General features: G+C 62.5%; 15 protein-coding genes and 1 pseudogene. 10 read left to right on the top strand and 6 right to left on the bottom strand.

The features are described 5' to 3' along the window. The first annotated feature begins 2 nt into the window (after nucleotides 1-2). The 3 genes and pseudogenes from virB11 to SIDU_RS20050 form a co-directional block, all read left to right on the top strand. Nucleotides 3-1,007 (top strand): P-type DNA transfer ATPase VirB11, encoded by a 1,005-nt coding sequence (gene virB11, locus SIDU_RS12280; protein WP_007683413.1) that lies wholly within the window; start codon nucleotides 3-5, stop codon nucleotides 1,005-1,007. After that, the gene (locus tag SIDU_RS12275; RefSeq protein ID WP_007683415.1) at nucleotides 991-2,955 is read left to right on the top strand and encodes a type IV secretory system conjugative DNA transfer family protein; all 1,965 of its coding nucleotides are present in this window, start codon (nucleotides 991-993) and stop codon (nucleotides 2,953-2,955) included. The genes virB11 and SIDU_RS12275 overlap by 17 nt, the downstream gene beginning before the upstream one ends. Next, a pseudogene (locus tag SIDU_RS20050) lies at nucleotides 2,945-3,388 on the top strand (LPD7 domain-containing protein); the annotation flags it as partial. The gene SIDU_RS12275 and the pseudogene SIDU_RS20050, both read left to right, overlap by 11 nt. A 132-nt stretch (nucleotides 3,389-3,520) precedes the next feature. Here SIDU_RS20050 and SIDU_RS20045 read toward each other — a convergent pair. After that, the gene (locus SIDU_RS20045; RefSeq protein ID WP_156405541.1) at nucleotides 3,521-3,712 is read right to left on the bottom strand and encodes a hypothetical protein; all 192 of its coding nucleotides are present in this window, start codon (nucleotides 3,710-3,712) and stop codon (nucleotides 3,521-3,523) included. Between the two features lie 196 nt (nucleotides 3,713-3,908). On the opposite strand from SIDU_RS20045, the gene SIDU_RS12265 reads away from it, so the two are divergent. From SIDU_RS12265 to SIDU_RS19665, 6 genes are all read left to right on the top strand, one after another. Next, the gene (locus tag SIDU_RS12265) at nucleotides 3,909-7,379 is read left to right on the top strand and encodes a class I SAM-dependent DNA methyltransferase (protein ID WP_007683417.1); all 3,471 of its coding nucleotides are present in this window, start codon (nucleotides 3,909-3,911) and stop codon (nucleotides 7,377-7,379) included. Between the two features lie 91 nt (nucleotides 7,380-7,470). Beyond that, the gene (locus SIDU_RS12260) at nucleotides 7,471-8,724 is read left to right on the top strand and encodes a metallophosphoesterase family protein (protein WP_007683419.1); all 1,254 of its coding nucleotides are present in this window, start codon (nucleotides 7,471-7,473) and stop codon (nucleotides 8,722-8,724) included. A 2-nt stretch (nucleotides 8,725-8,726) separates the two neighbouring features. Further along, nucleotides 8,727-12,167: an ATP-binding protein gene (locus SIDU_RS12255; protein ID WP_007683421.1), complete on the top strand. Its 3,441-nt coding sequence runs from the start codon at nucleotides 8,727-8,729 to the stop codon at nucleotides 12,165-12,167. A 159-nt stretch (nucleotides 12,168-12,326) separates the two neighbouring features. Continuing rightward, nucleotides 12,327-14,393, top strand: coding sequence for an ATP-dependent nuclease (locus tag SIDU_RS12250; protein WP_007683423.1), 2,067 nt, complete (start codon nucleotides 12,327-12,329; stop codon nucleotides 14,391-14,393). Beyond that, a complete protein-coding gene (locus SIDU_RS12245; protein WP_014072624.1) occupies nucleotides 14,386-16,158 on the top strand; it encodes a UvrD-helicase domain-containing protein in 1,773 nt (590 codons plus the stop codon). The genes SIDU_RS12250 and SIDU_RS12245 overlap by 8 nt, the downstream gene beginning before the upstream one ends. A 70-nt stretch (nucleotides 16,159-16,228) precedes the next feature. Continuing rightward, a complete protein-coding gene (locus tag SIDU_RS19665; protein ID WP_129965683.1) occupies nucleotides 16,229-16,441 on the top strand; it encodes a hypothetical protein in 213 nt (70 codons plus the stop codon). A 48-nt stretch (nucleotides 16,442-16,489) separates the two neighbouring features. Here the strand turns inward: SIDU_RS19665 and SIDU_RS12240 are convergent, their stop codons facing one another. Beyond that, nucleotides 16,490-16,693 carry a hypothetical protein gene (locus SIDU_RS12240; protein ID WP_007683427.1) on the bottom strand — a complete coding sequence of 68 codons (204 nt, stop codon included), beginning with the start codon at nucleotides 16,691-16,693 and terminating at the stop codon, nucleotides 16,490-16,492. Between the two features lie 349 nt (nucleotides 16,694-17,042). Then, nucleotides 17,043-17,333, bottom strand: a complete 291-nt coding sequence (locus SIDU_RS12235) for a hypothetical protein (RefSeq protein ID WP_007683429.1) — start codon at nucleotides 17,331-17,333, stop codon at nucleotides 17,043-17,045. A gap of 185 nt (nucleotides 17,334-17,518) precedes the next feature. Here SIDU_RS12235 and SIDU_RS12230 point away from each other — a divergent pair, with 185 nt between their 5' ends. Beyond that, complete coding sequence (locus tag SIDU_RS12230) at nucleotides 17,519-17,842, top strand: hypothetical protein (RefSeq protein WP_025772245.1); 324 nt, start codon at nucleotides 17,519-17,521, stop codon at nucleotides 17,840-17,842. Between the two features lie 134 nt (nucleotides 17,843-17,976). Here SIDU_RS12230 and SIDU_RS12225 read toward each other — a convergent pair whose 3' ends face one another. From SIDU_RS12225 to SIDU_RS12215, 3 genes are all read right to left on the bottom strand, one after another. Continuing rightward, complete coding sequence (locus SIDU_RS12225; RefSeq protein ID WP_007683431.1) at nucleotides 17,977-18,843, bottom strand: OmpA family protein; 867 nt, start codon at nucleotides 18,841-18,843, stop codon at nucleotides 17,977-17,979. Nucleotides 18,844-19,404: 561 nt separating this feature from the next. Further along, entirely contained in the window at nucleotides 19,405-20,202 is a 798-nt protein-coding gene (locus SIDU_RS12220) for an SDR family NAD(P)-dependent oxidoreductase (RefSeq protein WP_007683434.1), read from the bottom strand. After that, on the bottom strand, nucleotides 20,199-20,975 hold the full coding sequence (locus SIDU_RS12215) for an SDR family oxidoreductase (RefSeq protein ID WP_007683436.1): 777 nt from the start codon (nucleotides 20,973-20,975) through the stop codon (nucleotides 20,199-20,201). Before SIDU_RS12215 ends, SIDU_RS12220 begins: the two co-directional genes overlap by 4 nt. Between the last annotated feature and the right edge of the window lie 17 nt (nucleotides 20,976-20,992).

Genomic DNA, 20,992 nt, shown 5'->3' with positions numbered 1-20,992 from the left:
CCATGCGCGATACCGCCGTCCTCCGCCATTATCTCGAACCGCTTCTTCCGTTGCTGGAGCCGGATGATGTAACCGAGCTCGTCATCAACCGCCCGGGCGAGGCGGGGATCGAGGACCGGCAGGGGTGGCGATGGCATGAGTTGCCTGAACTGGACAGCGAGTGGCTTGGAACGCTCGCCGTCGCCGCGGCAAGCTTCACGCACCAGGACATCGATGGGCAGACGCCGATCTGTTCGACCGTCCTCCCAGGCGGCGAGCGCTGCCAGATCGTGATCCCGTCGGTGACGCCGAGCGGCTGCCCGTCCTTTACGATACGCAAGCCCTCGACCGTAACCCTGCCGATCGACCAGCTCGCACGCGCTGGCCTCTTTGACACGACGCGCGCGAGCGCCCGGGACCTTACCGAAACCGACGCCGAGTTGGTGGCACTTCGCGACGCGGGCGACTGGCCAGCCTTTTTCAAGGTCGCGGTCGCCGCGCGCAAGAATATCCTGGTCAGCGGGGCGACCGGGTCCGGCAAGACGACCTTGGCGAAAGCGCTTATCCAGCTCATCCCGCCCGACGAGCGGCTGCTTACGATCGAGGACACGCGCGAACTCATCGTGCCCCATCGCAATGTCGTTCACATGGTCTATTCGGGCGAAGGGCAGGGCCGTGCGAAGGTCGGTCCCAAGCAGCTGCTCGAGAGCGCGCTGCGCATGCGCCCGGACCGGATCCTGCTGCAGGAGCTGCGCGACGGCACCGCCTTCTTCTACCTGCGCAACGTCAACTCGGGGCACCCTGGGTCGATCACCACCGTCCATGCTGGCTCTGCGGCGGGCGCCTTCGAGCAGCTGACATTGCTCGTCAAGGAATCCGAGGGCGGCCGCGATCTCGCGCGCGATGATATCCGCGGACTTTTGCGAATGCTCATCGATGTGGTCGTCCAGACCCGGCGCCATGGCGGTCGCTTTGAGGTCGAAGAGGTCTACTTCCACCCGAAGGTGGGCGATGCCGGTGCAGCGTAACTTCTGGATCATCGGCCTGTCCGTTGCCGGCGGCACCTTATTGTGCTGCGCCATCGCCGTGCCAGTTGCCCTCTTTGGGATGGGCCAGATCGGCCCGAACACCGACATCACGGCCTTGCCCGCATGGTTGTGGTACTATCGGGCGGACCCGCTGCTTATTCTTTGGCTAAAGCGCGGGGCTCTGGCGGGCGCTGTTGTGGTCGGGCTCCTCGCAATCGGGATTCTGCGCCGCGGGCCAGCATTGCACGGCACCGCCCGGTTTGCGCGCGAAGGCGAGATCCGGCGGGAGGGCCTTCGCGACGCTGCCGGCATCGTTGTCGGCCGCAAGGCTGGACGTTTCCTGATATTCGGCGGGAGCGAGCATGTTCTGCTCGAGGCGCCCACGCGAGCGGGCAAGGGCGTGGGCGTCGTCATTCCCAATCTGCTGACCTGGCCAGATTCGGTGATCGTGCTCGACGTGAAGCGGGAGAACTGGGGCGCAAGCGCCGGCTATCGGGCACGGGCCGGCCAAGCAGTGCATCTGTTCGATCCGCTCGACGCGGAGGGGCGGACGGCGCGGTACAACCCCCTGGCGCACATCAGGCGGACTGATGACACCGAAGTCATCAACGAGCTGCAGAAGATCGCGGGCATGCTGTTCCCCGCGCCCGAGCGATCCGATCCCTTCTGGGCGGAGGCCGCGCGAGCGGCCTTTGTCGGCGTCGGCGCCCTGGTCGCATCCAACCCGGGCCTGCCCTTCACCATCGGCGAGATATACCGCCGCCTCACGAGCGGGGATCCCAAGAGCGACCTTCCCGCAGCGCTTCAGGAAGCTCGCAGGGTGGGCCAGCGCCTCAGCCAAGCTTGCGTGTCCGCGATCCAAGATTTCACCTCGGCCTCGGACAACACCTTTTCCGGGATCAAGCAGACCATCACCGCACGGCTCAATCTCTGGCTCAACCCCATGGTGGATACCGCCACCTCGGAGAGCGACTTCGACCTGCGCGAGGTGCGGCGTCGGCGCATGTCGATTTACCTTGGCGTGTCGCCTGACAATATCGACCGCATCGCGCCGATCTACAGTCTGTTCCTGCAGCAACTCGTGGATCTCAACACCCGCGACCTTCCTGAGGGCGCTAGCAATGTCCCGGTCCTGGTCCTGCTCGACGAGTTCGCCAGGCTCGGCAAAGCCTCGGTGATTGCGAGCGGCTTCTCCTACGTCGCCGGCTATGGCCTGCGCCTGGTTCCGGTCATTCAGAGCCGATCCCAGCTTCGCGCAATCTACGGTCCCGATGTCACCGACGAGATCATCGCCAATTGCGGCCTCGAGGTTGTCTTCACGCCTAAGGAGCTGAAGGTCGCGAACGAACTTTCCGAACGGCTCGGCTTTTTCACGATGAACGTGAAATCCCGCAGCCGTACCATCCACGGGCTACTGGCGAACCGGAGCATCTCGGAATCTGATCAGCGCCGCGCGCTCCTGCTGCCGCAAGAGCTCATGCAGCTGCCGAAGAACGAGCTCCTGCTCCTTCGCGCCGGCATCCCCCCAATTCGAGGGCGCAAGATCGCCTATTACCGGATGCCGCGCTTCACTCGGCGGGTGGTTGCTCCGCCTGTGCCGTCCGCCCGTCCAATCGCGGCAATGCTTTCCCCACCTACGCCGGCTTCAGCGCGGCAGGGCGCTGGTACACCCGGTCTGAGCGGCGCCCCACAGCAGCCGGCGACAAGCTCGGGCGAGACCATACAGGAGGAAATTGTGATGCGGGAAATGACCGACGCCGAGCTGGCAGGTGCGGCCAAGATCACGGATGACATGCTGGTTCTGGGCGACCTGGCCGAACTGCCGCCCCCGGGCGACGAGGCCGCCGCGATCGCGTTCGTGTCGGCGATGGTCGAGCGGGCACTTTTGCCATCGGTCGGGCAGCCATCCACATCCATTATCCAGGAAAGGACAGCCCATGTCCGCTGAGAAGTCCGAGAATTCGCGGGGCGCCAGGAAGCGCGCCAATGCCATTTCAATCGGTGAAGGTCAGTCCGCACCGCGTTCTGGGAAAGACACGCGGGACGACATTCCCAAGGATCCCGGCACCCCTAACAAAGGCAAGGAGGGGGCAGGGGTCGAGCCCCGATCAATTTCTGCCGGCGACATACCGGAGCCCCTGCGAAAGCGCTACTTTTCGTCGACCGGCAAATGGTCGGGCGAACCGGCCTACTTCACGACGGCGCAGGCAAAAGAGCCTGCATTTCGGGACCAAGGGCGGCGTCTTGTCACCTCGAGCGAGAGTGAGGAGGTCGTGCGTGATCTCGTCGCCATCGCCCGGCATCGCGGATGGTCGAATGTTCATCTTACTGGCAGCGAAGCCTTCCGCCGGGCAGCATGGCTCGAGGCCAGTCGCCAAGGATTGGAAGTACGAGGATATCGGCCGAACGAACGCGACCTACAAGAATTGGATCGGCTACGGCGAGACAAGAGCCGCAACAGTATTGCGCCGGCTGCCGTTCCATCAATCAGCCTGGAGTCCGGCCGAGGTCAGTCACAGGCTCGCGAGCGACCGACGCGATCCCGACCTGAGGCGCCCGGAGACAGAAACGAGCGAGCCGCGCAAAGTCAGTTGCGAGTGATCGAGGCGGTCGTGCGAACCGCATTGTTCGACAATCCCGAAGCGATCTCGCGTGTTATGAAGGTCGCGACCACGAAACTGCGAAACCACGTCGAACAGGGTCATCAAATTCGTCCTGCCACGGTCAGGGATACACGGGAACGGGGGCCTGTCAAAGTCGCGTCCGGCCGACAGGAATCGTCTAAGGTTCACCCACCTATCCAGCGATCTCGCAGTCGATAGGCGCGACTGAAACCGCTCGCACGGAATAGCTTGATCCTCATCGTCCTGAGCCCCAAAAGACTCAGAGCAAGGGGGGCCTGTGGACGTCGAAGATTTTATTGCGAAGTGGGCACCCGCAGGTGGCAACGAGCGAGCCAACACACAATTGTTTCTAACCGATCTGTGTCAACTGCTCGGCGTAGAGGCCCCGCGGCCAACGCTAAGTGACACAGCGCAGAATGATTACGTCTTCGAACGTCATGTCATCAAAACCGAGATTGATGGCGCTACATCCAACGGCTGGATTGATTGCTATAAGCGTGGCAGTTTCATCTTAGAGGCTAAGCAAGGTAGCAGTGCCGACCTGGCGGCAGTCGACGCTGGTCAAGGTTACTCGCTTCGCGACTTCTTTGGCCAGACTGCGGAGGACCGCTTCAAGCGCGGCATGGCTCGTCGAGACACCGCTGCATGGACCGGCGCTATGCAGCGAGCTGCAAGTCAAGCGGAGGGCTACGCTAAGAATTTGCCCCGCTCACATGGCTGGCCACCTTTCCTGCTGGTCAGCGACGTTGGATATTGCATCGACGTCTATGCGGACTTTCAACGCAACGGGAAAGGCTATGCGCCATTTCCCGACCGTCGTCGGTATCGAATTACCCTCGATGAACTGCGCGACAAGACAGTCCGGGAGCGCCTGGCGGCAATTTGGACCATGCCAATGTCGCTCGACCCCTCGGCCGAGGCGGCACGGGTTACGCGAAAAATTGCGGATCATCTGGCTGTTCTAGCCCAGGGTATCGAAGCTCGAGAGCAGGACCCGGATCGCGTGGCGGCCTTCCTTATGCGTCTCCTCTTTACCATGTTCGCGGAGGACACTGGTCTTATTCCGAAGGCGAGTTTCAGCGCGCTCTTGAAAAAAGTCCGCGATCGCCCCGAACTCCTGGCCCCCCAACTCAGTCAGCTATGGGAGGCGATGGATACCGGTGGCCTTGCGTTTGGCCTTGGTGAGGCAGGGGAGGTTGTGCGTCAGTTCAATGGATACCTCTTTAAGGATGCCAGTGCGCTGGCGCTTGATCAGCGTGAGATCAACGTCCTCATCGACGCAGCGGCATCGGACTGGCGCCAGGTCGAGCCAGCAATTTTCGGAACCTTGCTTGAGCGTGCGCTGAATGCCAAAGAACGCGCCAAGCTTGGCGCGCATTTCACTCCGCGCGCCTATGTAGAGCGACTGGTCGGCCCCACCGTAATGGAACCCCTGCGCGCTGATTGGGAAGGTGCGCGAACCGCAGCAACCTTGGCTGCGGAAGCAGGCGACAAGGAGACCGCGCGTCTTGAGGTCGAACGCTTTCACACCAAGCTCGCAAACATCGTCATTCTAGACCCGGCCTGCGGAACGGGCAATTTCCTTTATGTCGCGCTTGCGCGACTTAAGGAGTTGGAAGGAGAGGTGCTCGAATTGCTCGAAGCACTCGGCGATGAGCGCTATCTTCTTGAGCTCGGCAGCCACACGATTACTCCTGCCAACTTCCATGGCCTCGAAATCAATCCTCGGGCTGCACAGATCGCTCAACTCGTGCTCTGGATTGGCTATCTTCAATGGCATTTTCGTGTGAACGGAGAAGATCGGATGCCCGAGCCCCCCGTTTTGCGTGATGTCAGAACGATCATCCCAGCCGATGCCCTGCTTGATTGGGACGAGAAGCTTCCTGAGATGGAGAACGGCGAGCCAAAGACGATCTGGGATGGTACGTCGATGAAGCCGCATCCAGTGACCGGGCGACCCGTTCCCGATCACTCCGGTCGGCTAACGGTATATCGGTACGTCAATCCGCGGCGGCAAGTCTGGCCGGAGGCAGACTTCATCATCGGGAACCCGCCCTTCATCGGATGCCGCCGAATGCGCAAGCGCCTCGGGTCGCCCTACGTCGATACGCTCCGGAGCGTGTACGGCGACCTTTCTGGCGAGATCGATTTCGTGACCTATTGGTGGGCACGAAGTGCCGAGCAGGTAGCGAATGGCTCTGTTCGAGGATTTGGTCTCATCACGACGAAGACTATTGCCCAATCGAGTAATCGCTCGGTGCTTAGCCGCTATCTCGATCCTGAGCGCGGTGGCAAACTCTACCTGACCTTCGCGATTCCGAACCATCCGTGGCACGATCAGGAAACAACCGCTGCGGTGCGGATCGCGATGACTGCGGCTGCTGCCGGACAAGGCGCAGGACGGCTGTCGAGCGTTTCACTGGAGAAGCGCAAAAAAGGTGAAACACTGCTCGAGTTTGAGGAGCAAGTTGCGCCGATTAACATCGATCTGACTACCGGCGCTAACGTCGCCGGCGCCACCTCACTCAGAGCCAACGGCAACATCTGTCGTATGGGTGTGAAAATGTCCGGTGACGGATTCAAAATCAATACCGAGCAGCGAGCCCGCTTCATCGCCGATGGCGTGCCGCCGGAACGAATGCCGCTGGTTGTGGCCGGCACGGATGTGACTGAGTCTCAAAGTAACACTTACGCTCTCGACTTCTTCGACATCGAGACTGAGGACGAGTTGCATGATCGCTTCCCTGGCGTGCACCGCTACCTGTTCGATCATGTGAAGCCAGAGCGCGATGAAAACGACAGGGAGCAGTACCGCCTCAATTGGTGGCGCTTCGCAGAACCTCGACCGAGGCTTCGTGCAGCCATCAGCGGTCTCCGGCGCTACATCGTCACCAGCGAAACAGCTACGGAGAGGTTCTTCAAGTTTATTCCCAGTGCGGGCCGTCTCGTGGATGGCTCAGTTATAGCGATTGCGTCCGACGACCCCTATGTTCTCGGCGTGGTCTCGAGCACAGCGCACACCGTGTGGGCGCTTCGTGCGGGCGGGCGGATGGGGTCGGGCGACGATCCGCGTTATCAAAATGAAACCTGTTTTGATCCGTTTCCCTTTCCGCCGAGCGTGCCGGAACTGGAGCAGAGGATTCGGATTGCAGCGCGCAAATTGGACAGGTTGCGCCGGAAGGTTCTAGCGCGCCATTCGGATCTGACCCTGACAGCACTTTATACCACGCTCGCCCGTATGCGAGATGCCAAGGGTGGAGTTCTTGATCCCAAATACCGGTCCATCGCCGAACGCGGCGAAGTCTCGCTCATCCGCCATTATCACCAACAGATAGATGAGGCTGTCGCTGAAGCATACGGTTGGCCGCGCGACTTGGAACATGAGGAAATGCTGGTCAGGCTTGTTGCTTTGAATGACGAGCGAGCCGAGGAGGAGCGTGCGGGGCAGATCCGGTGGGTTCGGCCCTCTTTCCAGGCGAAATCCCTCCGAAAGAAGCCGGCCCAAGTCGTCCTGCAACTTCGCAGAGGCACCAAGGCAAAGAAGGTGGAGCGGGATTGGCCAAGCGCCCTTCCAGAACAAGTGGTTGCCGTCGCAAGCGTCGTGGCGCGGTCCGCCAAACCATTGGCGCCCAAAGATGTTGCCCGTGCATTCAAAGGGAAACGCGCCTCTACAGTCGCGCCAGTGCTTGATGCGCTTGCAGGAATGGGGATGGTACGAAAGCTTGAGGACGGCCGCTATGCGGCCTGAGAAGCTGCGCTTCGGCAAATGGCCAACGTCTCCATTTGCCGCTCTTATCTTCATAAACGGTAGGCACTGACTGCCAGGGGGGAACATCACCGTGTCGAGTTTCCGCTTCCTGCATGCTGCGGACATCCATTTGGACAGTCCATTGCATGGCCTATCGCGGTACGATGGACTTCCCGTCGAGGAGATCCGGTCGGCCACGCGATCCGCGTTTGACAACCTCATCCAATGCGCGATCGACGAGGCGGTGGACTTTGTCGTCATCGCCGGCGATCTATTCGATGGCGACTGGCGCGATATGGGGACGGGACTCTACTTTGCCCGGGCCATGGGCCGTCTCGATCAGGCCGGCATTCCAGCGTTCATTATTGCCGGCAACCACGACGCCGCCTCGGCGATCTCGCGGACGTTGACTTGGCCGCCAAACGTTCGCCAATTCGGACCGAGGCGTCCCGAAACCCACAGGCTGCCGAACCTCGCTGTGGCGCTGCACGGCCAGAGCTTTTCCACGCCGGCCGTCACCGACAACCTCGTCCTCTCCTATCCGGCCGCAGAAGCGAACTCGTTCAACATCGGCGTACTCCACACCGCCTTGGCGGGGCGGCCGGGGCACGCCAAATACGCGCCCTGTGGCGTCGAAGATTTACGCGGGAAGGGCTACGACTACTGGGCACTCGGCCATGTGCACGAGTTCGAAATCGTCAACGACAACCCCTATGTCGTCTTTCCAGGCAACGTGCAGGGCCGCACTATACGCGAGGCGGGCGCAAAGGGTGCAGTCATCGTGACGGTGGTGGATGGCGAGGTTTCGTCCATTGATCGCATCGATCTGGACGTTGTGCGCTGGATCCGCCTCGACATCGATTGCGCCGGCTCATCGCCGGGCGGCCTCCCGGACCTGATCCGCGCCGAACTGACGCGCATCCACGGCGCCGATGGCTCCGGTCGGCCAATGATCGTCCGCGTGAGCCTGAGGGGCGAGCTCGCAGGCGCAGGCGCGCTCATCGACAAGGCTGGGGCCATTCGGGACGACGTGCGCGCCATCGCCACGTCGATCTCGCCAGACCTTCATGTCGAGAAGGTGAAGGTACTGGTGTCGGAGCCGACCACGGAACAACACGCCGTGCTCGGCGAGGATCTCGATGAATTGATCGGCGAGGGCTCCTCGGACCTCGGACTAGCGGCGGCGATTGAGGCGGATCTGGAGCGCTTCATGGTTCTGGCGAAGAGCGCGCTCGGTGAGTCGGAGGACGGTGAATTGCGTCTGTTAGCGGCACAGGGCGACTGGGCAGGAATCCTCGGCACCGCATCAACGGCGTTGCGGTCGCGCCTGACGCCGGAAGCCTGACAATGCGTTTCTCCCGCCTTTCCCTCGAACGTTACGGCCGCTTCGCGGACTGCGAGCTAAACTTTCGGTCCGGCGACCCCGACCTCCACATCATCTATGGGGCGAACGAAGCCGGCAAGACGACCTCGCTGGCGGCGGTGTCAGACCTCCTTTTCGGATTCCCCCAGCGGTCGCCGTACAACTTCATGTTCGATTACATCCTCCTCAGGGTCGGTGCGGTACTGGAGGACGGTAGTCGGACGTTCGCGTGCCGCCGGAAAAAGGGTACGGCCGGCACGCTGCTTGACACGAATGACGCAGCGATCGACGAGGCTCCCCTTGCCTCGATGCTGAAAGGGCAGACCCGCGAAACCTTCAGCCTCTCCTTCAGTCTCGACCAGGATGCCCTGCGCTCGGGAGGCAAGGCAATGGTAGAAGCCAAGAACGACCTCGGCCGCACGTTGTTCGCCGCGGGTTCTGGCCTCACCGGCGTCGCCGACGAGCTCAAGAAGCTCGAAGGCGAGGCCGATGCCATCTGGGCGCCTACGACGTCCCAGCGACGCAGCTTTACCTTCGCGCACCGCCAGCTCGCCGAAGCCACCAAGACGATCCGAGACGCAGCTCTCAAGCCCAAGTCCTGGTCTGACGCACGGAACGCGATGCTGGAGGCACAGGCCGCACTCAATCTGGCTCGAGACGCCCGCGACGTGGTCCAAACGGAGCTGAGGGCTGCAGACCGCGTAAGGCGGCTCGCCCCGCTCGTACGGCTGCGCGACGAGCAGACCGAGACCCTGCTCGGCTACGAAACCATCGTTGATCTCAGTGTGCAACGCGAGGACGAGGCGGAACGCGTGATCCGCGAGGCCGAGGAGGCCCAGCGCCAGAGGTCGACCGCAGAGCAGCTAAAGGCTGACGCGGAAAACCGTCGGGACAAAATCGAGGCCGATCCGACCCTTTTGGAAAAGGCGGACGAGATCGACCAGCTCATCGCGGACGGGGGCTCCGTCGCGAAGGCCGCGCAGGATCTAGTCCGGCGCGAGGCGGAGCTCGTCGTCGCGGAGGCGCTGACTCGCCGTTTGAGGGCCGAAGCGGGACCCAACGCGGACGCCACACCTTCACGCGCTTTGGCGGCAAAGTTGCGCGACCTCTCCCGGACTCACGGCGAGAACGCCGCCGCGAGAAGGCAGATCGCCGAGAGCCGGAACGATCTCGACGACCGAAGGAAGCGCGCGCAGGACCGGCTCGATGGTGCATCGGCCGCCGCGGCTTCCGAGGCGCTCATTGATGCGGTCGACGCCGCACGCGCGCTCGGATCGGATGCCGACGCTCGTTGCGAAGGAGCCGGCCTTAGGGTCGAAGCGTTGGCATCGTCGCTGCCCGCCCTGCTCACCCGCCTTTCGCCGTGGACGGGCGGAATCGACGAGCTGCTGGTGCTACCCGAGGTGGGCGACGAGGAGATCGAGTCCGCACGTAGCGAACTGGCCGAAATTCTCGGCCAAGTTCGCCGTGAAGAGGAGCAGCTCCGGCACTGGACCGAAGAGGCCGAGAAGGTTGCGCTGGAGATTGGCCAACTCGCGACCGGCACCGTCGTGTCCGAGGACGAGATCGCATCGGTCCGTTTGAGCCGCCAGGACTGCTGGCAACCCATCCGTGAGAATGTCCTTGCGGGGACCCCACTCGGGTCTCCAGAAGCGGCCGTAGCCGACTACGAGACAAGCGTGTCCCGTGTGGACGAGAAGATGGTCCTCCGTTTTTCGCTGGCCGAGGAGTCGAGCCGCCTCTCCGTGCTCGAGCGGTCCAAGGCGTCGCACGATCTTCAGGCCAAACAAGCGCAGGGCCGGATTGAAGATGCCCGCAAGCGTTATGGAGAAGCAGCGGAGGCATGGGCGGCGCGATTGACCGCGGCCGGCCTGCCAGCCCTCGAGCCCACCCGTTTCCTAACCTGGCGGTCGGCGCGGGACGCGGCGGTCGAGGCCCATCGCGATGGCTTGACGTTGCGGGCCGATCTCGCTTCCATTGTCGGACGGCGTGACCGGTGCCGGGCCGCGCTGGCGCAGGCGTTGGAGGTTGCGGACGCCGGCGGACCGTTAACGCCGGTACTCGCGGCAGCCGAGCGGAAGCGGGCTGAATACGAGGATTTTACGCAACAGCGCCGTCTTGCCGCAGAACAGTTGGACCAGATCGCCGCGGAGGCCTCCGCCCTCGACCGGCGGCACCAGCGCCTCGACGATGAGGACGCGTCGAACGTCACCTCCTGGCGAGAAGTAATGGACGAAGCCGGTCTGCAGCTGGACATCGTCACTTGCGGTGCGGTTCTGGAACTACTCGATGATCTTCGTGGCGCCATCGCGGCAGAGGCAGACCTGCGCAGGAGGGTCGAGACGATCCGCAGGGACGCCAGCAATCACATGGAGCGGGTAGAGAAGTTGTCCGATGGCTCCAACGTTCCCGCGGGCGACACGGCGACGCGGCTTGGCGCTCTAAGGAATTGCCTCACGGCGGCCAGGTCGGCCGCCACGCTGATCGATTCGCTGGATGAGGAAGCGCGCCGCCGCGCGGATCAGTTCGAGGAGGCTTCGGCGAAGCTCGCCACGGCCGACGCGGCGCTGGCCCCCGCGCTCGCTGAAACCAAATCGACGGATCGCGCGGAATTATCGGAAGCGATCGAACGGTCGCGCGCGAAGCGCCGGCTGACGGTGGAGCGGGCCGCCATAGAACGCAGGATCGTCGAGGAAGGGGACGGCTTCACGCTGGACGAACTCGTCGCCGCAGTCGCCGCTTCTAATCCTGACCAAATCGCGAGCCACGTCTCGTCGCTGGATGCACGGTTGGGGGAATTGAACGACGAGGTGGCCGCAGCGGCTACGGCGCATGGCCACGCCAGATCTGCTTTCACCGCCCTCGACGCGGGCGGGACAGCCGCGGTGGACGCGGCATCGGACGCGGAACAGGCGAAGGCCGAGCTTGAAGTCCTTGCCGAACAGTACATCCTGAAGCGTGCTCAGGCGCTGACGTTGAAGTGGGCGATCGAGAAATACCGCGAAAGACATCAAGATCCGTTGCTGTTGCGCGCCGGCGATTTGTTCTCGATTCTGACCGCCGGCCGCTATGCCGCGCTACGAGTGGACGCCGACGGAAGCGTCCCGCGGCTGCTGGGCCTGAGGGACGATCGACGCACAATGGTGGAGGTGGGCGCCATGAGCGAGGGCACCACCGACCAGCTCTTCCTCGCCCTTAGGCTGGCGGCGCTGGAGCAATCGGTGAAGGCTGGGGTCAACCTGCCGTTTCTCGCCGATGACTTGTTCGTGAACTTCGACGACGAGCGCGCCGAAGCGGGGTTCAGGGTGCTCGCCGAGGTGGCCTGTTCCACGCAGGTCCTGTTCTTCACGCACCATCCCCACCTTGTCGAGATTGCCAAGTCCGTTGTCGGTGACGACCTCCACTCGAAGTGCGAGCTCGCTTGACGCGATGCGGCTAGAGGACAGCGCCATGATCATCTTCGGGACCGATCCTTGGTTCCGCCGTGCGGACGTCCAGGTGATCGGCGCCCAAGCCGATGGCGTCGGGCGCGCTGACGCTAGGGTTCATCGCCCGGGTTATATAGCGCCAAAATAGGGGGGAAAATGCGCATCAACCGAGCTAAGATTGAAAACTTCAGGCTCCTCCGCGACGTGGAGATCGGTTTCGAAGAACAGACGACGCTCATCGTTGGCCGCAACAACAGCGGCAAGACGTCGATCGCCGAGCTGTTCCGGCGCTTGCTGTCCGATCGCGCCCTGAGTTTCCGCCTCGAAGATTTTTCGCTCGGGTGTCACGAATGCTTTTGGACATCGCTTGTGTCTTTCCGCGCGCAGCAAGATTCGTCCGAGACGCTCGGACAGTTGCCAGCAATCAAGCTCGTGCTCGATATCGGCTATGACGTCGATGCGGCCGATCTTGGGCCGCTTAGCGAGTGCATCATCGACTTGAATCCCGATTGCCACGAGGCCCGGCTGGAGTTCCGGTTCGCGCCGAAGGCCAATGCGCTACAGGCGTTGTTCGTTGATTTAACGGAGCCGCTCGAAGATCCGGAGGCGGACCGCGCCCGGCTCTACCGCGAACTCGGAAATCGCATTGCCTCGGCCTATGCCGGATCGCTGGAAGCGGTCGATCCGAACGACCCGACCAACCGGAAGACACTGGAACCAAAGATCCTGTCCGCGCTCGTCGGCGGCGGCTTCATCAATGCCCAGCGCGGGCTGGATGACGATACATTCCGCGAGCGCGACGTGCTCGGCAAGGTGGTCGAGGTGCTCTTCCAATCGGCATTGACGGACGAACTGGATCCAACGCGACGCAGCACCGCCGAGCAGCTCAAGGAGGCGGTCGATCAGATCCAGGGCGATCTGCATATCGGTTTTAACGCCAAGCTGACCTCACTGCTGCCCACGTTCGACCTGTTTGGATATCCTGGCCTTGTAGACCCGGGATTGGTGACAGAGACCAGCTTCGACGTCGACAAGCTGCTCAGCAACCACACGCGCCTGCGCTACCGGGGCGTGAACGGCGTAACCCTGCCCGAAACCTACAATGGCCTCGGCGCGCGCAACCTCGTTTACATGCTACTACAGCTCCTGCGCTTCTTCCGCGAGTTCCAGGGAACGCCAACAGCGGCCGGCGTGCATCTAATCTTTATCGAGGAGCCCGAGGCGCATCTGCATCCCCAGATGCAGGAGGTGTTCATACGCCAGCTGGAGTACATCGCCAACGCGTTCGTCGCCCAATTGAACGCCGACCGTCCGTGGCCGGTCCAGTTCGTCGTCACCACCCACTCGCCCCACATGGCGAACGAAGCCCGCTTCGAGAGCCTCCGCTATTTTCTGTCGGTTACCGACGGCCCGGGCCTCCGGCGCTCAGTTGTGAAGGATCTCCGGCAGGGTATGGGCGGCGCGCCGGAAGAGGATCGCAATTTTCTTCATCAATATCTCACGCTATCCCGCTGCGACCTTTTCTTTGCGGACAAGGCGGTGCTGATCGAAGGAACCGCTGAACGCCTTCTCCTTCCGGCGATGATCCGCAAGACCGACGCTGCCGCGCAAGGCGAGCCGCAACTAAGCAGTCAGTACCTCACTGTCATGGAGGTCGGCGGCGCCTACGCCCATCGCTTCTTCGGCCTGCTGGCGTTCCTCGAGTTGCGCACGCTGATCATCACCGATATCGATTCCGTTGCGCCCGGGGCCAAGAACAAGCGCGTGGCGGTTCGTGTGGCCGAGGGCACATTCACCAGCAATGCCTGTATCAAAAGCTGGTACGAGCCCGACGTGAGCCCAGCCCAGCTGCTCGACAAGTCGACCGAGGAGAAGACCGACGGCGGACGACGGCTCGCCTATCAGATCCCCGAGCAGGATGGCGGTCCATGTGCTCGCAGCTTTGAGGATGCCTTCATCCTCGCCAATCCAGAACTCTTCGATCTCGGCGAGGGCGACCAGGCGACGCTCGCCTATGAGCATGCGGCCGAACAGAAAAAGTCCAGCTTTGCGCTTGAACATGCGATCGTAAACACCGAGTGGCGGACGCCGCGCTACATCGGCGAAGGGTTGCGGTGGCTTGCCCAAGGCAATCCAGCGCCGACCCTCGGGCCAGACGCGATCGCCGCCGAGTTGGTCGCCGAAGTGATTGACGCGGCTGATGGGGCCCAGGTCGATGGCTGACGAAGAGACCGCCGCCGACGCGGCCGGCCGCCTTGCACTTGAGCGTGTCTATGCGTGCTTCGATGCCGGACAAAGCTTCCGGCTCGAGGCAGGCGCGGGCGCAGGCAAGACATATTCCCTAGAAAAGGCGCTGCGCCGCCTGATCGAACTTCGCGGTACGGAACTTGTGCGTAAGCGCCAACAGATTGGTTGCATCACGTTCACGAACGTGGCGAAGGATGAGATTATCGCGCGCGTTCAGGCCCACCCGGCGGTTCGGCCGGAGACCATTCACGGATTTTGTTGGTCAGTATTGCAGGACTTTCAGCCCCAGCTCCGCGCGATCGTGCCTGACTTGCCGGGATGGGGAGAACGTCTCGCCGATGCCGGGGTGGGGGGGCTAGGCGCGAGGAAGGTCAATTACGACCTCGGCTATCCCCGGGTGACGCCAGACGAGGTGTCATTGAAGCACGAAGACGTGCTGACGCTGATGACGGAGCTGCTGGCACGGCCCAAGTTTCGCTTAGTGCTAGCGAAGCGCTATCCCGTGCTGCTGATTGACGAATATCAGGACACCGATGCGGGCTTCGTAGAGGCTCTAAAGCAGCATTTCCTAGGTACGGGTACGGGGCCTATCATTGGCCTGTTCGGCGACCATTGGCAGAAGATCTACGGTGAGGGATGCGGTGCGGTCGAGCACGCAGCACTCGAGGTGATCGACAAAAACGCCAATTTCCGATCCGCCGAACCCATCGTCGCGGTGCTCAATCGCATGCGACCCGATCTCGAACAGATCCCCAGCGACCCGGATGCGCCGGGTGAGGCTCGAATCTTTCACACGAATGCATGGCCGGGCCAGCGCCGAACGGGCCAGGGCGGTGGTCACTGGACTGGCGACACGAGCCCCGAGGCGGCACGCGCCTATCTCGATCACCTGAAGCAGCGATTGTCGGATGAGGGCTGGGACTTTGCCGTCGAACGCACCAAGATCCTGATGCTCAGCCACAGCGTGCTGGCGAAGGAACAGGGCTATCCGACCATCCAGAGCATTTATGGCCAGTTCAACGATGCCTGGCTCAAGAAAGAAGACCCCCACATCAAATTTCTGGCCGACCAGCTCGAGCCAGCATGCGCGGCCTTTCAGGCGAAGCGCTATGGCGAGATGTTTGAGAGCCTAGGCGCCGGCAGGCCGTGCATCCGTCGGCATCACGACAAGGTCGCATGGACGCAGTCTCTCGAACAGCTTATCCAATTGCGAGCGACCGGCACGATCGGCGCCGTCATCGACCTCATCAAAGGCCAGGCTCACATGCATCTGCCCGAGGCGGTGCTGGACCGCGAGCAACGCTTGGCCGACGCCGGACCCGAACCGGTCGAAGGCGAGTCTCGGAGGATCGCCCAGCTGCGAAGGCTACGGGACGTCGCCTACACCGAGCTGATGGCGGTGGATGCGTTCATCGATGGTCACACGCCCTTCGCCACCAAGCACGGCGTGAAGGGTGCGGAGTTCGAGAACGTGCTCGTCATCGTCGGCCGTGGCTGGAACAAGTATAATTTCGCGCAGATGCTGGAACGGCTCGACCCAGGCCCCCCGGCAGACAAGGTCGAATCCTTCGAGAGCAATCGCAACCTGTTCTACGTCGCGTGCTCCAGACCGAAGCGCCGATTGGCGCTGTTGTTCACCCAGATTCTAAGCGAGCTCGCGATGGCGAAGGTGACAGCTTTGTTCGGCGAGGCCAATGTGATCCCGCTTCCAGCAGATCCCGCGGGCGGGGCCGCGCCATGACCAAGGGAGAGGCACCACCGATGGTGACGATCGCTGCCTAAACGGACCACGATCTTAGCCAGATTTTCTCTTGGCTCGAAGCGGAGCCGCCGCGGGAGACAGCACCTCTCATCCCAACAACAGCATGATCGCGAAGAGACACAATGCCGGCGAGCTCATCGTCCTGAAGGCCGGCAACGACATCGCGGCTTTCGCGCTCGGCGCTTTCGATCTCATCGATATCTTTAAGACCAAGCCGCCGTTCAGACGGATCGGCATCGGCCGGACGCTGGCGCACTATTGAATCAGTCGAACTGCGGATACCGATAAGTAACCCCTTCCTATCCACTCATCACACGGGTGGGGTGATGTCGGCCCAGTAGATGACTTCTTCCAGGATATGCATGCTTTCGGGATTTTCCCAGCCCTCACGGTCGCTATCCCATCGCCCGATCACAGGGAGGTCAACCTCCCAGAGCAGCAAGCGACGGCCGTCTTTCCGGTCTTCCGGCAAAGTGCCGATCGGCTCCCAAGGGATGTGCTTGGCGGTGATCATGCAAGTTCCCTCGCTCGATTCCATTGGTCCCGCATTTAGCCCATCTTTGTGCAGGCACGAAACCCAGCTGGTTGCCAACCTGTCGGGTTTCGGCAGCCCGAGCAGCTTTTCGGTGCGCCTTCGGCTTATGACGCCAGACTTCGGTGCGTGAGCCGCCACTCGCTTGTGCGATGCTGGCACTGATTTAACATAAGATATATTATCGGTCTTATTGCAAGGCGATGACGAACAGGCAATTGTGGTTGGCAAAGAAAATGCCCTGCCCCTTGCGGGACAGGGCTTTCGCGGCCTGGATGAGCCGGTCGTTTCGCCGGCAAGGATCGATCCTCACGGAATTTCAGGACCGGCCTTATTCTTCGCCATTGTCCTTGACGCCGACCGTCGGCACGTCGATGGTTTCCTTCTTGCTGCCGACGACCACTGCCTTGGAATCGACGTCGACCTTCGGCAGTTCGCCGCCCTTCACGCTGACTTCGGGGACGTCGCCGCCGGAGACATCCGCTTTCCAGAAGCCGGTCGCGAACAATATTCCGGCAATCGCCAGAATGACGATCAATAGTATCGCAATGGTCCGGCCGCTGCGATGCTTGTGAACGACGACGCGGTCATCCGTATAACGATCTCTATGAACTTCAGCCATCTCCGTCCTCCTCCTCAAGAGACGAGGGAAACAATCGGCTCTCAACTCTTGTTCCACTCTTCATTCAAGGGGGGACGCCCTTCGGACAATTTCCGCGCCGGGGAGGTTCACCATTTGTCGCAAATCGATTGCCTTTCGCCTGCCGCCAGGCAAAGAAAAGGGAGGATAGAAAAAGGGGCGCATTCATGAAAACGGGGTTCTGTGCATTGGCGCTTGCAATCGGCTTGGCTCTGCTGCCCGTGCCGGCGCATGCGGACGACCCCAATGATCCGACCATGCGCAGCGCCGCCGCGCGCGCGCGGGACCGCGCGACCATCAAGCGGATGAACCAGCAGCAGCTAGCCTATGTCCGTCAACGCGACGCCAGGATTATGCAGAACTACCGCCAGGCGCAGGGCCAGCGGGAAAGCTATGCCGACGCCCGCGACGAATATGCGCGCAGTATGGCCGAATGGCGTCGCGCCGTCGCGGCTTGCAACGCCGGGCGATGGGAATATTGCGACGATTGATCGGGATGGCGGATCGGGCCGTTCCTATGGCCTGGCCTTTCCGTACCCTAAATGGTCATACTGCCGCTTCAAATCGCCCGGTCAGGAAACCGCGACGGGCCGGGCGGTAGGGAAACTCCCTCCCCCCTCGCCCCTTACAGCCCGTCCAGGCCCTTGCTGACCAGGATGTTCACCGCGACGCGGCGATTTTGCGCCTTGCCCTCGATGGTGTCGTTGCTCGCGACGGGGTCCGCCTCGGCCATGCCGGTCGGGGTCAGCATGCGATAGGGCTTCCAGCCGCAGGCCTGCTGAAGATAATTGACGACGCGGCCGGCCCGCTTCTCGCTAAGCTCCTGGTTGAATTCATCGTCTCCGGTGGAATCGGTGTAGCCGACGACCAGCAACAGGGCGTTGCTCATCCCCTCGGCAGTGGCCGCCGTGGCGCAGAGGTCGTTCTTCGCCTGGGCCGACAGCACGGCCTTGCCGGTGTCGAAATTCACGTTGGTCGTGCTCTTCACATTATATTGGTCGATCTCGCCCATGCGACCGCGCAGCGCCGCCGTCGCCGCAGTCTGCTCCTCAAAGCCCTGGGCGGTGCCGTTGTGGATCATCGATGCGGTCTTCAGATCCTTGTTCTGGAGATTGATCTGGCTCGCCACCAGGCCCTCGCCCGATTGCAGCGTCTTGACCGTGACCGGCAGGCCGTTCAGCAGCGAGGTCGCGGCGAGCCTGCTGCGATTGAGGCCGAAAAGGCCCTTGCTGGCGCTGATCTTCGTGGCGTCGTTGATGGCGATGACGGACTTGGCGCCGTCGGCGGCCGTGACCTGCATCTTGTCGCCGCTGCGCGCGGAAATGATGCCCTTGATTTCAGGGCCTGCGGTCTTTTCGGCCGGCAGATAGGCGGTCGCCGAAACGTCGGCGGCCGGCGCCTCCTGCGTCTGCGCAGCCACGCTGGCCGACGAAGCGCCGGCAAGCAGGGCAAGAACGAAGAGATATTTCGGGCTGTTGGAAACCACACTCATCACGTTACTCCTCCAAAATCGGTCAGTCGGGCCTGCATGATCGCAGCTTTTCGTCCGACTGCCGGTCGCGTGATGGCGTATTCGGCTGTCAGAACCCCCTCCATTTGCCTTCCCAGAATATGCCTCATGACGTCACGGATGAACGCCATGGACATTCTGCCTGTTGATGCCGACCTTTCTGCTACATGAACAATCCGGTGCATTCCATCAGTTGCGTAGGCAATAGGAGCGCATACTGCGACGAACCGATGGAAATGCCCGATGCAAATGGACCTATGCATCAGGTGAAGCGGGCCAATAGATCATGGACGGAATTGTTCCGATCCGCCGGTATTTGCTTTGATAACAGCAGATCGAAATAATGGGCCAAGTTCGCCCTTCCGCTATTTATCCTTCTGAAACATTCATTTGCCCGTGTTCAAATGACCGTCGCCCATCCGGCGTCGGATCGATCCGGGGGCGCGAGCCGCAACGACTCATGTCCCGCCGCCCGCCCCGATCGCCGCGGAGGGAGGAAGCGTTGAACAGGCATCGGCAATGCGGACGCCCGAACCGCTTTCGTCAGAATGTCGTCACGCCCAGCCTGCGGGGCTTGGCGAAGGGGTGGGACGTGGACAGTCCGCCGTCGACGACAAGCGCATGACCATTGATGTAGCTCGCCTGGTCGGATGCCAGGAAGGCGATGGCTTCCGCCAGTTCGCCCGGCTCCCCGCCGCGCTGCGTGGGATTGAGCTGCCCGATCATCTCCTCCCGCCCCTTTGCGCGGGCGGCGTCGTAGAGCGACTGCGTCATGCCCGTTTCGACAAGGCCGGGACATACGGCGTTGACGCGTATCCCCGTCCCGGTGAGTTGCTGCGCGGCGGTCTGCACCAGATTGATGACGCCCGCCTTGGACGCGGAATAGGCCGGCCCGCCCGCGCCGGCGCGCAGCCCCGCCACCGACGCCGTGCAGATGATGCTGCCCGGTCGCCCAGCGTTGATCATCGCCTCCGCGCCGTGCCGGATCGCCAGAAAGGGCCCGATCAGGTTCACCTCCAGGATTTTCGCCCAGTCCTCCGCCGTCTGCTCGAACAGGCCGGCCAGGCCGCCGCTGATGCCGGCATTGGCGGCGATGATGTCGACGCCGCCCAGATCGCGGACCGCCGCCGCGATCAGCGCCTGCACATCGCCGGCGGACCCGGCATCGCCCCGCATGGCGACGATGCGTTCCTGGCCGGCGGCCGTTTCCTCGACGCCTTCGAACAGGTCGAAGGCGATGACGCGCGCGCCCTCCCCTGCGAACAGGCGCGCGGTTGCCCGGCCGATGCCCGAACCCGCGCCCGTCACGACGACGCTCTTGCCATGGAAGCGGCCGGTCACAGCGCGCCCTTTATGGTCGTGCCGCCGTCGACGACGATCGCCTGGCCCGTCACATATTCGGCCGCTTTCGACGCCAGGAAAACGGCCGTGCCGGCGATGTTCTCCGGCTCCCCGATACGACCGAGCGGGGTCACGCGCCGCAATTCGGCTTCGGCCTTCGGGTCTTCCCACAAGGCGCGGGCAAAATCCGTGCGGATGACGCCGGGCGCGATGGCGTTGACGCGCACATTATGCGGCCCGAATTCGACGGCGAGGTTGCGGACGAGCTGGAAATCCGCCGCCTTGGAGACATTATAGGCGCCGATCACATCCGATCCGATCAGGCCGCCTATGGACGATATGATGATGATCGATCCGTCCTTGCGCTGCTGCATCTGCGGCGCGACCGCGCCGATCAGCCAATGGTTGGCCAGCACGTTATTGTCGAAGATCTTGCGGAACTGTTCGTCCGTGATGCCCGACATCGGGCCGTAATAGGGGTTGGACGCGGCGTTGCAGACCAGGACGTCGATTTGCCCGAAATGTTCGCGCGTCTGCTCTACCATGGCGTGCAGCGCCGCCTTGTCGGATATGCTGGCGGCGATGGCGACGGCGCGCTCAGCCCCGCACCGCGCGTTGATGGCGGCCGCCACCTCCTCGCAGGCCTGCTGCTTGCGGCTGGAAATCACCACATTGGCGCCCGCCTCCGCAAATGCTTCCGCAATGGCGCGCCCGATGCCGCGGGACGAGCCGGTGATGATCGCGGTCTTGCCGCTCAGGTCGAACAAATCCATGCCCTTCTCCCTTTTGG

The sequence above is a fragment of the Sphingobium indicum B90A genome (assembly GCF_000264945.2).
Classification (GTDB): domain Bacteria; phylum Pseudomonadota; class Alphaproteobacteria; order Sphingomonadales; family Sphingomonadaceae; genus Sphingobium; species Sphingobium indicum.
Note: the sequence above shows the minus strand (reverse complement) of the source record. Positions and strands in the feature narration are given on the sequence as shown.